Source organism: Corynebacterium sp. HMSC06G04 (assembly GCF_001807365.1).
In the GTDB taxonomy this organism is placed as follows: domain Bacteria; phylum Actinomycetota; class Actinomycetes; order Mycobacteriales; family Mycobacteriaceae; genus Corynebacterium; species Corynebacterium simulans.
This window is the reverse complement of sequence record NZ_KV788608.1, coordinates 117,393-131,647: the sequence shown is the minus strand read 5'-3', so window position 1 is coordinate 131,647 and position 14,255 is coordinate 117,393. Positions and strand designations below refer to the sequence as shown.

11 protein-coding genes are annotated in these 14,255 nt (G+C 59.0%); 2 read left to right on the top strand and 9 right to left on the bottom strand.

All coding sequences use genetic code 11. The features are described 5' to 3' along the window. A partial coding sequence (locus tag HMPREF3158_RS13125) for a YhgE/Pip domain-containing protein (protein WP_246816182.1) occupies positions 1 to 1,023 on the bottom strand: 1,023 nt, incomplete at its 3' end. A gap of 528 nt (positions 1,024 to 1,551) precedes the next feature. On the opposite strand from HMPREF3158_RS13125, the gene HMPREF3158_RS04975 reads away from it, so the two are divergent. Continuing rightward, complete coding sequence (locus HMPREF3158_RS04975) at positions 1,552 to 3,540, top strand: acyltransferase family protein (RefSeq protein ID WP_070497544.1); 1,989 nt, start codon at positions 1,552 to 1,554, stop codon at positions 3,538 to 3,540. Positions 3,541 to 3,570: 30 nt separating this feature from the next. On the opposite strand, the gene HMPREF3158_RS04970 is transcribed toward HMPREF3158_RS04975, so the two are convergent. From HMPREF3158_RS04970 to gluQRS, 3 genes are all read right to left on the bottom strand, one after another. After that, a complete protein-coding gene (locus HMPREF3158_RS04970) occupies positions 3,571 to 3,909 on the bottom strand; it encodes a hypothetical protein (protein ID WP_062036214.1) in 339 nt (112 codons plus the stop codon). A 26-nt stretch (positions 3,910 to 3,935) separates the two neighbouring features. After that, a complete protein-coding gene (locus HMPREF3158_RS04965; RefSeq protein WP_062036216.1) occupies positions 3,936 to 5,492 on the bottom strand; it encodes a cation:proton antiporter in 1,557 nt (518 codons plus the stop codon). A 70-nt stretch (positions 5,493 to 5,562) separates the two neighbouring features. Next, positions 5,563 to 6,507: a tRNA glutamyl-Q(34) synthetase GluQRS gene (gene gluQRS, locus HMPREF3158_RS04960; protein WP_070497543.1), complete on the bottom strand. Its 945-nt coding sequence runs from the start codon at positions 6,505 to 6,507 to the stop codon at positions 5,563 to 5,565. Between the two features lie 52 nt (positions 6,508 to 6,559). On the opposite strand from gluQRS, the gene HMPREF3158_RS04955 reads away from it, so the two are divergent. After that, complete coding sequence (locus HMPREF3158_RS04955) at positions 6,560 to 7,969, top strand: hypothetical protein (RefSeq protein ID WP_070497541.1); 1,410 nt, start codon at positions 6,560 to 6,562, stop codon at positions 7,967 to 7,969. Here the strand turns inward: HMPREF3158_RS04955 and HMPREF3158_RS04950 are convergent. From HMPREF3158_RS04950 to HMPREF3158_RS04930, 5 genes are read right to left on the bottom strand one after another with little or no spacing between them, the layout of a single operon-like run. Continuing rightward, positions 7,966 to 8,487, bottom strand: coding sequence for a hypothetical protein (locus HMPREF3158_RS04950; RefSeq protein WP_246816181.1), 522 nt, complete (start codon positions 8,485 to 8,487; stop codon positions 7,966 to 7,968). The two genes, HMPREF3158_RS04955 and HMPREF3158_RS04950, sit on opposite strands and share 4 nt — an antisense overlap. Next, a complete protein-coding gene (locus HMPREF3158_RS04945; RefSeq protein WP_061920082.1) occupies positions 8,484 to 9,497 on the bottom strand; it encodes a TRAFAC clade GTPase domain-containing protein in 1,014 nt (337 codons plus the stop codon). The genes HMPREF3158_RS04950 and HMPREF3158_RS04945 overlap by 4 nt, the downstream gene beginning before the upstream one ends. Further along, a complete protein-coding gene (locus HMPREF3158_RS04940; RefSeq protein WP_062036224.1) occupies positions 9,497 to 10,456 on the bottom strand; it encodes a hypothetical protein in 960 nt (319 codons plus the stop codon). The genes HMPREF3158_RS04945 and HMPREF3158_RS04940 overlap by 1 nt, the downstream gene beginning before the upstream one ends. A gap of 5 nt (positions 10,457 to 10,461) precedes the next feature. Further along, positions 10,462 to 12,009, bottom strand: coding sequence for a GAP1-N2 domain-containing protein (locus tag HMPREF3158_RS04935; protein ID WP_070497539.1), 1,548 nt, complete (start codon positions 12,007 to 12,009; stop codon positions 10,462 to 10,464). Next, positions 12,009 to 14,249, bottom strand: a complete 2,241-nt coding sequence (locus tag HMPREF3158_RS04930) for a SaeA-related protein (RefSeq protein WP_070497537.1) — start codon at positions 14,247 to 14,249, stop codon at positions 12,009 to 12,011. The genes HMPREF3158_RS04935 and HMPREF3158_RS04930 overlap by 1 nt, the downstream gene beginning before the upstream one ends. Between the last annotated feature and the right edge of the window lie 6 nt (positions 14,250 to 14,255).

Here is a 14,255-nt window from a genome sequence, read left to right as displayed (position 1 = left end):
CCCCGCCACACCCGGAGCTACGGCGGGCGAATTAACGACATCACGCAGCTGCCGGATGGATTCATCCCCGGCGGCAATAGCGTCGTTGGTTTGCTGGGTCGCGGAGTTAAAACGGGAGTTTGCTTGGTCGAGCTGCGCAGTAATATCCGCGACGGATTCCTGGGCGCGCGCGGTGCCTTGCGCGACGCCGGTTGACCCCTCGACGAAAGCCGAGGTCAGGGAATCGGTATAGCCGGTGACGTCGCCTTGTGCGCTGGCGATGACATTCTGGACGTCGCCAAGTGCGGCTTGTGCATCCGTCATAGCCTGCTCAACATCGCGCACCGTCTGCTTGGCATTTTGCATCTTGACCTGCGAGTTGCCGAGCTTATCGCTAACCTCACGCAAATCCGCACGCGCGGAGGAAATGTTATTTGCTGCCTTATCGAAGGCTCCTTCCGAACGCTGGCGGGAGCGCTGCAGCCGGTCTTCGAACTTATTGCCCTCATCGCGCACCGAGGAGGCCGCTGCCTCCGCCACCTGCTCCTTGAATGCAGAGGTGATCTGTTCGTCCAAGCTAGATGCGGCACTGTCGGTGATCTTGGGCGCGATTGCGCTGGCCTTCTCATTGACGCGGTACTCCAACGTTGGCTGCGCATATTGGCCGTGCAGCGCGCCTAGAAGATCCGAGCTGAAATTCTCCGGGATGGTCACCGTGGCGAAGGTCTCCCCGCGCTCCAAGGAGCGCTCGGCTTCTTCAGCGTCAAGGAATTGCCAGCCCAGCTGGTGATTGTCGTGCAGCTGCTCCGTGACTTGCTTGCCGACGTCGATATGACCGGTGACATCAGAAGATCCGCCCTTGTCCTCATTGACAACGGCGACCTTAATATTTTCGGTTGCTCCATATGGGTCCCAGAAGGCCGCGATATTGACCCACGAATAAAGCGCGGGCGTAATGACCAAACCGATGAGAATGATCCACGACTTCTTGGTGCGCCCAAGACGGGCAATATCTCTTAGAAAAATTTGCCAAGCATAACGCACGCTGAACACACTACTTAAGCTTTCGGACATGGCGTTAACCAGCACCTTTATTGTTCAACGAACGAAAGTAGTTCATTTTAAAAACTATTCATTTCAAGCTGCGGGACGTCGGTTTAATACGGCTTTCCTTCCCCGGACGAAGGCTTGAACAAACTTGAGGCATCGGAGTTATTTCCCGAGCTTCTCGGCCTAAACGGAACCCGTACTATCACTTACGCTTTCGAAACTCGCCTTAGCGCGCAAAAGGCACAGCTTTTCAACACCGCGATCTACAGACCACCTTTAAACCACTTTGTTAAATATGTCACTCACTGTATATGCGAGGCCCAAAGAACTACATAAAACTTTTACTCACCCCCGCAACCCCCACACCGTGGGGAATATTCTCCCCCAAGAGCCAAACATGTCGAGACAAGGGTTTAGAGTAAGTGGAGCTTTGCGCTGTGACTGCCCTTCATTTTTTAAAGCAGCGCGAGAGATGTCCGTTTCCGCCCCCTTGATTGATGTTTCCCTATAGGAGAATTCCGGATGCCAAGACCGGTTGATTCACATACCTCTTACGTGCCCGCAATCGACGGCCTGCGTACCATCGCTGTGCTCAGCGTCGTGGCGTATCACCTAGACCCGGCCTGGCTGCCCGGCGGCTACTTGGGCGTCGGTATGTTCTTTACGCTCTCTGGCTACCTCATTACTGCCAACCTTATGCGCAGCCACCTGCGCGGCAAGGGCCTTGGCCTGCCTACCTTCTGGCTGCGCCGCTTCCGTCGCCTCGTGCCGGCAGTCGTTCTCATGCTGGTCGCCGTAGTATTGCTGACGATCTTCTTCGATCTCCCCAAGCTCGGCGAGACCAGCGGCCATGCGCTCAGCGCGCTGTTCTACGTCAACAACTGGCATGTCATCTTGGAGGGCCAGTCCTACTTTGACCGCTTTGCCGGCCACGCACCGCTGGACCACATGTGGTCGCTGTCGGTGGAAGAGCAGTTCTACCTATTCTGGCCGCTGGTGTTGTTTGTGCTGCTCAAGCTCACCCGTGGCAAGCGCAAGCCGCTTCTTATTTCCACGCTGGTGCTTGCCGCACTGTCCTTCGGGTGGATGGCCTTCCTGTTCAACACCGGCGCCGATGCCACCCGCGTCTACGAGGGCACCGATACCCGTGCCGGCGGGATTCTGCTTGGCGCTGCCCTCGCTATCGCACTGACCAAGCAGCGCGGCTACCGTATCCCGCCGCGGGCACTTACCATCCCGGCTTCCATTCTCGGTCTGGTTGGTATTGGCCTGCTCTTCTGGTTGCTGCCGGACTACTCGCCGCACCTATACAACTGGGGCCTTATCGCTCTTTCCATCGCCACCGTCGCGGTCATCGCCGCGGCCCTGGATCAGCACAGCCTCCTCTCGCGCTTCTTCGCGCTGGCACCACTGCGCTGGATCGGTGAGCGTTCCTACGGTATCTACCTCTGGCACCTGCCCGCCATCGTGTTCATTCCAGACTGGTCCGTAGCGCACCCCATCTTGGTCACCGTGATCTCCATCCTCCTCGCGGCCATTTCTTGGGCGTTAGTTGAGGACCCGATCCGCCGCAACGGCGTCGTCGAGCCGGTGAAGAATTGGTGGGCGAAGCGCAAGAGCATCGGCATGCCGCGCCTTGGCCTTACCGTTCCAGCCACGCTTATGGCGGCCGTGATTGCAATGGGCATTCCGGCCGCATGGAACGATTCACTGGGCCAGGAAGAAACCCCAGGCTCGCAGCAGATGGGCTTGAAGGTCGGTGGAGGCGGCCCCAAGAAGGACACCGCGGCTGCGGCGCCAGCACCTAATGCCTCTTCTAGCGCGGCCCCAAGTTCCGCTGCCCCAGATCCGAACCAGAAGGGCAAGACGCGCTGCACCACCATCATCCACGTCGGTGACTCCACCTCCATCGGCATGTTCTCCGATGACTACGTCTCCGATCCTTCACTCAATGCCCAGGTGACCTACAAGAACGTCGGCGCTCAAGAAGTCGTCGCAGACGTCACCGGCGCCCGCTCCACCGTTGAGGCCCTCGAGGGGGATCCAACCATCCTCGATTCCGTTAATCAGCTGTTGCAGCAGGGCTACGGCGAGGACGATTGCTGGGTCATCGGCGCTGGTGTGAACGACGCCGCAAACCGCGCCGTGGGCGGTTCCGGCGAGGAAGACTGGCGCGTGGACCAAATCATGCAGGTGCTTGGCAAAGCCCCCGTAATGTGGCCGACCGCCACCACCAACCGTGACTCCGGCGCTTACGCGGATTCCAACATGCAGCCTTTCAACGAGGCGCTGCTGGCCTCCCGCGATCGCTACCCGAACCTCGTGGTCTATGACTGGGCTACCGATGCCCGGACCGAGTGGTTCTTGGAGGGCGATGACGTCCACTACAACACCGGTGGCAACGAGAAGCGCGCGGAGTACTTCTCCAAGGCAATCGCCAAGGCATTCCCTGCTGATGGCTCCAAGCCGGAGCACCAGATCGTGGCGGTAGATTCCACGCCTACCCGCTAGGAAAAAGCAAAGATATCGGGCAGGACATAGTTAATTCGCAAAGGCCGGTGGTTCAAAACCATCGGCCTTTAGCCATTCAATATGCGGCGGCGTGTTGTGGCCCCACTCGTTGCGGGTCCACACAAAAGCCTCTTCTACTTCTGCTTCCGAGTAGCCGCCATCGCGCAGATAGGCCTTGAAACCGTTTTTACCCGGCTCCTTAATCCACAGCCAGATATAGTCCAGCACACTGTGATCCCCCAGCAAGTCCTGCAGAGACTCTGGCAGGTATTCACGCTCGGCGCGCACGCGGGCTTCTAGGTCCTCGTCGAAGAAGTCGTACAGATAATCCATACTGTCTTCCAGCTGGGCATATTCGAGTGCATTCATGTTTATATACTCCTTGCGGCCCCAGCCTAGCGGGTCTTGGTTCCCAGGGTCATGCGGTCTACTTCCTCGAGTACTTCATCCACGATCATCGGGTTGAAGTTGCGGTCACGGCGCAGGCGAAGCAGCTCCTGTTGGGCGCCTGCCAAGGCAACCCGGCGCGCCGCCAGCGCGACGTCGCGAGCTTTGATCGCCTTTTGCAGACGGGTGCTGGCATCGTCGCCGTCCTCGTCTTCACCAAGGCGATCCTCAAACCACTGCGAGATATTGGCGGCAATCTCTGGGTCCAATTCTTTGTATTTCCTCCGCATCGAAGCCACGCCAGCTTTGCGCGCACGCTTGGTGATTTCCGCGCGCATTTTGTCAGAGGCTGCCTGTGAATACGTGGTGAGATCCAGCTGACGCATGAGCCACGGCAACAGGAGGCCTGGCAGCACCATGGTCATCACCAGAACGGTCAGGGCGATAACGGAAAGCTCATCACTATAGGCAATGGCATCACTCGGTATGGACAAAACCAGAGCGAGGGTGACCAGGCCACGCATGCCAGACCAAGCCATAAGCAGCACTTCCTGCAGGCGCAGCGGGGCAAGGCGTGGCTTTCCGCGCCGCAGATTGATGCGGTAGAAAAGCCACATCCATAGCAGCCGAACTACAAAGGCCACGAGGGAAAGCAGCACGCCAACGATGATCGAATGCCCCAGGTTGGTACCCGCCTCGTGTACCGCGCTGTTGACGGTCATACCGATAAGGCCAAAGGCCACGCCCGTAAACAGCAGCTCGATGGTCTCCCAGAAGGATTGGCCGGAAAGACGGTCTTCGGCCTGAATCGGCGCGCGGGAATGCAGCTCCACCGCGGCGATAACGACTGCGATAACGCCAGAAGCATGGAGTTCTTCCGCAACTACATAGACGGCGAAGGGAATCACCCAGGTAAGCGCATTGCGGGCAACCACTTCATGAACTCGCGCGATGAACATGGAGGCAAGGCGTCCGCTGCCCCAGCCCAGCACACCCGCCACTGCTGCAGAGTAAAGGAAGCTCAAGATAGCATTCCCCCAGGTCATGGTGGAATCATCGGTCACCGCCACGAGTGCGAGGTGGAAAGCCACAATCGATGCCGCGTCGTTGAACAGGCCTTCAGTCTGCAGCGTGGAAATAATGCGGCGCGGGATACCCGCGGGCTCAGCCACTGCTTCCACCGCAACTGGGTCAGGCGGCGCGATAGCTGCGCCGATGAGAATCGCACCCGCCAGGCTGACTCCAGGCAAGAAGGCATAGGCGGTCATGCCCACGGTCAGCGTGGTAGCAACCACCAAGAGCACGGACAAGCTCAAGATAGTCACCCATTGCTCGCGGATTACACCCCAGGAGGTTCTACGCGCCAGCGCCCACAGCAAAGGCGGCAGGAAGACGGGCAGGATGAGATCGGTTGGAATCTCAAAGTCCGGCAGCCTCGGAATGAACATGGACAGTGCCGCCAGAATGGAAAGCAAAGCCGGCCAGGGAAGCCCGGTCTTATCCCCGACTGCCACCACAATCACGGTCAACAACATCAGACCAATGAGTACTAGCAGTACTTCCACAAAACTCACTCCACATACGCGCCGACTCTGCCCCTTGTAGCTTACCCTTTAAACAATAGTCTGGCCGGTATTAGTCCTGTGCGGCACCTCGGCGCCCATCGCTCCACTCATAAGGCTGAGTGCTCAGCGCCTCCGGCTGAAACTTTTCCAGTAGCTCGTGAGCGCTTGCTGCCGTATAGCCCAGCGAATGCGCCATCTGCCCCACCACCTGCTCCGGGGTATAAAACTCCAGCAACTGGCGCAGCGTTACCGCGCCATCCCGTTTGGACAAGCGCTTGCCTTCCGCGTTGAGAACCAAGGGAACGTGAACAAACTCTGGCGCCGGCTGGCCCAACAGGCTCGCGAGATAGGCCTGCCTTGGCGCGGAACTCAAAAGGTCATCGCCGCGGACTACCTGGTCGACTCCTTGGTAGATATCGTCTACCACCACCGCCAAGTTATAAGCCCAGTCCGTCTTTGGATTATCAATATCGGTAACCTGGCCGCCGCGCCGCAAGATGAAATCGTCGACGTCGCCTGTGTAATTGCCGTGCAGCTTGTCCTGGATGGTGAACTGATTTGTTTCCGCACGCAGCCGCAACGATGGCACGCGGCTTTGCGCGGCAAGCTCGCCGCGTTTTTGCGTTTTGGTTTCCTCATCAAGATAGCGGCAGGTTCCCGGATACTGCCCGGGGATGGCATGCGGGGCGCGCGCGGCTTCCTGAATGTCTCTGCGCGAACAGAAGCACTCATAGTACGGCAGCTTCTCCAAGGCCGCGCTGTAGGAGGCTTCCCTATCCTGCTGGTAGATGACCTCGCCGTCCCAGTCGATTCCGAGCGTGGCCAGATCTTCCAATTGGCGCTGCGCTGCATCAAGCGAGGAGCGCTGCTTATCGATGTCCTCGATGCGCACCACGAAGCGCCGCCCTGAAGAACGCGCAAAAAGCCATGCCAGAAGGGCTGTGCGGAGGTTTCCGAAGTGGAGATCCCCCGAAGGGCTCGGGGCGTAGCGTCCAGCGTGGGTGTGAGAATTCATGGAATCTAGTGTACGAGCGAAATTTATATGTTCCTGCACTAAAATCTGCCCCATGCCTACCGATGTGACTTACCCTATTCTCAATGCTCAACGTGCCACCGAGCTTTTGGAAATTGCGAAAAGCTACGACAACGACACCGCTTTTCCCGCGGCGGAATTAAAAGAAATCGGCGTGCTTTTGAGCCAAGTCATCGGTGACGATAAATTCGTGGGCTCAGCTGAGGACGTAGCGCCTACCGCTGACCTGCTCAATGCCTTTATGCTCCTGCTTATCTGCCAGGAACCGACCTCCCCCGCAGCGGCCCAGTCCGCGCTGCACATCGCAAGCCTCGGCGCCTTAGCTGGTAATCCGGCCATCACCAGCCGCGGCTTTAGGCTCGCGTCCCGTTACTACGATGCTCTGCAAGACTCCGAGAAGGCATGGGCATACGCCAAGAAAGCTGCCCAGGCAGGAGACGACGCCCAACTGATAAAGCTGCAGAACATCGCCGAGCAAAAGCGCGCCGCCGAGGAAGCACTAGCCGCCCAGCAAGCACAAGCAGCCGAAGCAGAAGAAACAGCAGAGCTAAAGCCAGAGGAACCGGAAGAGCGCGAGCGAACCGGCACCCTCGAAGAGCAGCTAAACGAACTGCGTGACCGCCTCGAGATTGCCAAGCGTGAGAACGTCAAAGAGCACAGCGAGGAATTCGTCGACATCAACCGCCAAGTCCAGCTCGCTGCGTTCAGCGAGGAAGACTCTCTTCCGGCTTCCCCGGTCGGCGTGGCGCCGAACCCAAGCACCGCCCTCGCGAAGGCGCTGTCTATCCTCCTCGAATCCGCTGTCGGCGCGCTGTGGGCGTGCCCTTCCTTCGCGACGCGCAGCCACGTGGCGAACAAGAGCAACGAGATCCTGCGCAAGTACCACCTCAGCCCCGAATATGCCACGCTGCCTGCGGGAATGCTGGCACGCTTTTACGCTGATGCGGCCGGCAACAATACCGATACCACGGGCGAAACCGCAGCTGATTTCTACGGCCTTGCGGCTAAGGAATACTCCCGCAGCGGCAATGAAGCCCGCGAGCTAGAAATGCTGCTGCGCAAGGTCGAGGTCTTCCTCATCGACAATGACCGCGATGAGGCACACGATATCTTGGCTTCACGGTACGTCAACGCACTCAAGTACACGGAGCTGCCCATCGCCGCACGCTGGACCGTCTTGTTCTCCGAGACGCTGCGCACGGAGGCAGAAAACATGTTTAAGTCCACCCAGGTCCTGATGGACTTTCTAGGCCGTCACCCCATCGCCTCGGCGCGCAGCCCCCTAGATTTCAACGCCTTGGCTGAAGTCGTTGAGCTCTTGGGGGATCGCTATACCTCCGCGAACGATGCTGTCACCGCACGTGAGAAGTACCGCGTGGCCTATGAGCTGTTTAATACGGCGAACAATCAGGAGGCGCTCGCGGCATTGGCTAAGAAGGCTTAAAAGCCGAACCATTCCTTGTGGCCTGGTAACCACAGCAGCACAATGACCACCATTGCGGCTAAGGAAATGGGCCAGACGTGTGGCAACACGAGCATCAACACCACAATGGCAAGGATGACCGTCAGCCAGATCCGCGCTTTGTGCTGGGCATGCAGCGTATAGACCATGAGCACGCACAGCGCGAGCACCACGAGTGAAAGCCCCACGCCCAGCTCAGTGGCTAGGCGCTCGATGCGGTTCAAGTGTTCGGGAACGCGCTCGGAGGCCACGAGCTCGAATACGTAGTAGACGATGTAGGCCGAGATTCCCAGCACAAAAAGCGCAGCGATCTGTAGCGCCCACGGCGCCCGCCAGGCGGACATATCGGCGGCCCGGCGCGCCGCCTTCTGTTGGTCTGCAACCTGCCCATAGCGGTAGTCACTGACCGGCATCGCTGGGGAACCAAACTGTGCTCCGCCAGCACCGCTTTGGGAAGGAACCCCAAATTGCTGGTTTCCGTTGGGCGTACCGAAGGTCACTGGACATCCTTTCCAAATACGCCGTAGCCGCTAAGCAGCGTACGGATTGGGTCCAGCACGCGGAAAGGTGCGATGCCACTGCGTGCTAGGTGCCGGCCTGTCGGCGCCTCGCCTAGAGCGGAGACCGCGAAGTACCGGTATCCGTTCTTACTGACGTTGGCGACCATGTTGATGAGGTCGAAGGCTTCCAGGTAGCGCAGCAAGGAGTCCACTTCCTGGTGCAGGACGTAGGAATCGTCGAAGTGGAAGTTCCAGCCGGTATCGCGGCGGAAGGCAGCGCCCGCGTTGCCCATGATCTTGGCCCACGGCGTATTCGGGTTATGCTCCAGTTTCTGCAGCGTATCGAACTTGGAGATGGTCACTGCCAGCGGCGGCGGGCACTCCGTTCCCATCAGCGTGATGAGGTTTTCCAGCACCTGCGTCGGCTCGGCACCGAGCTCACCAAAGTCCGGAACAAGTCCGTGCAGGTAGTCCCGGATTTGTCGCTCACGCAGCGGGTCAAACAGGAAGATAACCAGGTCGGCGTACTTGAAGAAGGACAGCGCTTCGCGGTCTTCTTCCCGCTCCGGCAGGTTCTCCAGGTCCTCGCCAGCAACGTCACGGAAGACGAGGTAATTGGTACGCATTACGCCTTCGGCATCTGGCCAACGGCCCAGATCAAAGATCAGCGGGTCACGCTGATAAGCATCGGTGGCCACGGCGCTCGGGGTGGGCTCCATGCTCTGCATTTCCTTAAAAAGCGGGTTTTCGTACTTTTCCGCATAGCGCTGCGCCGTGGATTCATCGGCCGCCAGCACGGAGTGATCGTGCTTGTGCGCAAGCTGCTTGAGCTGCTTGACCATCACTGCGGTATACAGCGACTTGCCGGAGTTACGCGCGCCGGCCATGGCCACGCAGTGGGTCACCGATTCAGTCCAGTCCGGCAACAGCTCGCGGTTGTTATATGGGCTTTCGGTAGCGCCCTTTTCCAGCGGGCGGAAGGTCCACGGGCATGCGGCGGTGCTGGTCATTAGTACTCCTCCTTGAGCATCGCTGCCACTTCATCGGATAGGCGCGCAAGATCGCTGTTGAATGCGCTGCGCTGCTTATCGACGTCGTCTCGGTCAATCACCACGAAAGCCACCGGGTGTTCACCTGCGCTAGCCCGCGCGAGTTCAACTTCCTGCTCGGCAATCGGGCTAACCACAATCACCACGGCGGGCTTTTCACCGCTTAGCATCGCGGCAGTAGGGCTGTCGGTTACATAGATAAACAGCGAGGAAGATTCATGTAAGTCATGTCCCTTCCACTGGCGGCGCCCCACGCGGTCAGCACCGGCATCGATAGCACCAGTGATAAAGCTCTGCAGCTCGCTTACGGTATGGCCAGCGGTACGTTCCTGCCCATCGGTCGCGGTGAAGTTCGCGAAGGAATCCGCTAGGGCATTTATGTACTTCGCCGCTAGTTCGACAGCACCATCGGAAGTGTTGACCTGCATGGAAGCAGAGCTATCGATAACCGCGATGGCATCGGCCAGCTCAGCGTCATCAAGCGCCGCGCGGCGCATCTTTGAGCGGACCTCGCGCGCTGAATCGGTGATTCCTGCGCCCTCGGAAGAACCAAAGGCCGAAAGACGCAGCTGCTGGCCCTCAACCTGCAGCTCGGCGAGACGCTCGGGGCTATCTTCCGCGCCGTCGATAAGCACGCGCGGGAAGCTCACGGTGTCCTCACCGTTACTGATATTCAAACGAATCTCGCTGCGCAAACCAAAGGTGCCGAAGCCCTTCGGGCGCACCTGGATCGTCGCATCCTGTGTAACCGCATGCACGATGAGCAGCAGGTCATCTACGCGAGTGTAATTCACACCCTCGGGCACGATAGCGAGTTCAACCTGCGCGCCACCCGCACCGATTTCGAAAGCCTCGACGCGAATGGTGTCAGTGATTGTAAGGTGACGAGATTCCCCGTCTTTCAAAGTGTATTTAGCCATTGTCTTTAACTTTCCGTGAAACCGTGTGCTCGAATTATTTCTGCAAAAATCTCGCTCAAGTAACGTCCTAATTCACCAGTCGCCGCACTCCGCCGTTCCTCAGGCTGAATAACAGGGGCAAATCTTTCGATAGTGAGTGCACGCGCTTGATCCAGCGACGCCGTGTCGATGCCGCCCAAAGCCTGCGAAACTAGGAAGTTATAATCGGCCGGAAAATACTTCACCCAAGAAGCCAATGCTGCCGCCAGCGCAAAGACCCGCGTTCCCTCGGGGAAGCAGGAAGGATGCAGCAGCGCAAAGTGAATAGCACGCCCCCGATGCTTCTTCAGGTAACCCATCCACCAAGCTGGATCGAAGTCTCGCAGCTGTTCCAGTTCATCTGAGGTAAGCCCCGGAAGGACGGCGTTCGCACCCGGCGCCGCAGGGGCCGCTGCAGCTGCTGCGGTCGGTGCAGGCTCCGTTTGCGCGATGCCTGGCGATGCCCCGTTTTCCTCGCCCCGTGGCGCAGATTGCGCACTTTCGCTGAAAGGGTTTACCTGCGACGCAGCCGACAAGTCTGCGGCAGCTGCGGCCGGCGACTCAGCCCATGGCTCGGCCACAGATTGTGCGGGTTCGTCAACAAAAGGCGAGTTCGCCTCTGGCTCTACTGCTACCGGTGCTGGGGTCGGCGCCGACGCTATTTCCCCAGCGCCCTCGTAGGCGCTCAAGTCCGGCAGTGGCTCGCCCAGTTCGAAGATCACCGGATTGCCAGGAATAGCGCGGGCCTTGGTCAGCTCGGAAAGACGCAACTTTTCGGACTCAGGAACCACCACCATGGTCGAAGTTCCCAGTGGAAGCTCAGCTATGGCGGCTGGCTTTTCAAAGGTAGAGAATCCGAATCCCAGCTCGCCTACCTCGCGGGCTGCGGCAGCAACCCAAAAGGCCGCTTGGTTTTCGGGAGCCACCAAGATGACGAGAGTTTTCTTCTTCGAAGAAAGCACCTTCGCCATCGCTTCTACCAAGCGCGCGTTATAGGCGGCGTCGCTATGCGGCACTACGGACTTGAAGGGCGCTGGCAACGCGGCAGGGCTGCGGAATCCGCCGGCCAAGAAGTCGTCGATAAGCGCATCGCTCGCAAGCGGACCTTTACACGAAATCTTTTCCGGGATCTCCACCTTGTCCACTTCAAAGATGGAAAAAGGCGTCGGCACATCCGGCGAATACAGCACGTCCGCCGGTGCGGGCGGCACTCCCCCGTCTGAAACCGCGGTATAGGTAAAGACGTTGCCGCCGCGGCCCGTGGCGTCGATGCCGGCGGGAACGGAGACCATGGTGACCCATTGCTCGCCCTCCTCGGTCAGCGTGAATACCGCAGTGCGGCGCACCAGCTCCGCGCGCTCTTGAGCCGAAGGAAAGTCCGGAATAGGCGTACCGCTGTTCAAGCTCGTTGGGACAAAACTAACCAGCTCCTGCAGCTGCTCCTGGGAAATATCCCCGCTTACTGCGCCCACTCCCCAGCCACCTGCCCGACCGTTGCCGCGCGAGAAGGATGCAAAGCTAAAAGCACCCGCCATTAGTACTGCCCTCCTTGCTGGAAGTTCTGCGCGCCATCCTGCGGGGAAGGCAATGGGTCAAAGCGCAAGCGCTGGGCGACGCCGCTTTCTACCACGACCGTCCTATCAGTGGCATTGAACTGCGACGCCGAATCAGAATCGAAGCTGCCCTGCTGGCCCAAGCTGAAGTCGTGGCTGAAGTCAGGGTTGAAAGATTGCGCGGAAAAATCACCCGTAGCAAAGTCTTCGACCGCAAACAGGCGAACATAGCCGCCGTTCCGGGTTCGCTGGTCTAAGTCCACGATGAAATCAGGCTGCTCAAAAGTGCCCTGGTGCAGGCCCTGGCTGGTGTAGCGGTCCGTGTTCATGCCAGACAGCTTCAACGGCACACCATCCTCAGCAAACAGCGGCAGGCGCACCGGGTTATAAATCACCTGGCAAGAAAATGGGCGCCTATCGCCCATGTCCAGGCTGGACAGGTACACGCCAAGCTGCCGGGTGCTGAAGTCATAGTGGAAGTCATAAGTCACCGTGCGCAGGCCGGGGTATTCAATGACCTGTTCGCGGGCCTCAGTTCTTTTACCCGCAAACATGGCAAACGGGCGCAGGCGCACGACGTCACTGTGGCGCTCGAGTTTCAGGCGAATGCCGCCCTGCAACTCGTATTCCTCCTCGCGCACCGTGGTAGTGCCGCTGTTGGTCGTGCACTCCACCATCGTGGCGCCGCGCGGCCAGGTGAAGGAAATCAACTGGCTATCCACGCGCTCGATAAGCCGCACTTCATCCTCCCCGATGGGCAGCACACGCTGCAGAACGCGCGACTCACCGACCCATGCGTCGGCCTCGTTGAAGTTGACCGGGGTGACATAAACCTCGTACCAATCAGAAGGCCACGGCATCGTGGTGTTCTGCACGGAATCCGGTGGGGTTGCGCCTCGCGTTTCAGTCACGGCGTCGGCAAACGCGTTTTCCACATAAGACTTATCGATGGCCTTGGTGCGCAACTCCGGACGTGGGGCGTGCGGGGTCAGATAAATCTTGACTTCGCCCGTCTTCGGCGAGTTCCACTCAATCTCGATGTTGTCGTGACCACCAGCATTCTCCCGCTCACAGCGCGTAAGCGACATCTTCTCTAGCTCACTGGCTAACTTCACCGAATGCTGCACTACCGTCTCATTCGAGCTGGTCAACCTGCCATCTCGGAACTGCGCCTGGCCTTGCAAGGAGACAACCATGGTCTGGCCCGCCTCCTGCACACGGATGGTGGCCTTACGCCCACTGCTTTCGATGTCCTGCTCAAACCGCGGGGAAAGCAGGTCGCGCTCGGTGTCCTTGCATGCATAAACGACGGCGGCCTCATGGCCCTCCAGCAAGTCCCAAGAGACCTGGATTGCGCCCTTGATGGTGGTCACCTTGACGTTGACCGGCGGAAAGACCACTGCCGTCTCGCCCATAAACAGCGGCTGGCTGCTAATCGCTTCTCCCAGATCGGCTCCCTTATAAGCCCACACCGCATAGTGGCGCAGACCGGCCGTACCCGGATCCATGTCGCGGTAAGCGGTGCCGCGAGTGATCATCAATGTCTCGCCTGCTTCCGGCGAGGCAATCATCTCTCGGTCATCGGCGACGACGCGGTAGAAAACCAGTTCTCCCGGCTGCGCAGAAACCGGCTCCCACCAAATGCGTACCGGGTGGCGAACGTCCGAATTATCCTCTGTCGGCTGCTCGTAGCCATAAGGATCTTCTTCTGCTTCTGCCGCTGCATCGGTGGTTTCCGGGACCTCAACCACAGCGTGCATCTCAGGCACTACCCAACCCTCTGGCTGCTTGCCCTTATAAGGCGCGCTGAATGCATCTGCCGGCAGGTTGGTGTAATCGTCCTCGTTGACCTGGGTACGTACGTTCTCCTTGGCCTTGAGCTTGGCAAGCTCCGCTGCCCAGTCGATGTCCTTGTTACCAGGCTGTGGCGACTGTGGGTCTTCTTTTTTGGGACTCATGTCTTTGATCTCCGAAGTTCCAAAGGAGGATAGGGTGGCGCCCGTTTGGGGCTCCGGAGCAGGCGGCTGCGGGTTGAGATTGGCCGCGTTAAGTTCCGGATGCGCAACGGCGCTGCCGTTGAATACCGCCGCGATTTGTTCTGCAAACTCGCCGTACTGCGGTGCAATGTGCCGACGCACGTCCTCGGCCGAGACCTGCTCCAAATCGTGCAGCGGGAGTAATTGCGAAAGCGGAATATCCGTAATCTTGGGTGATTGCGTCATCTTGGT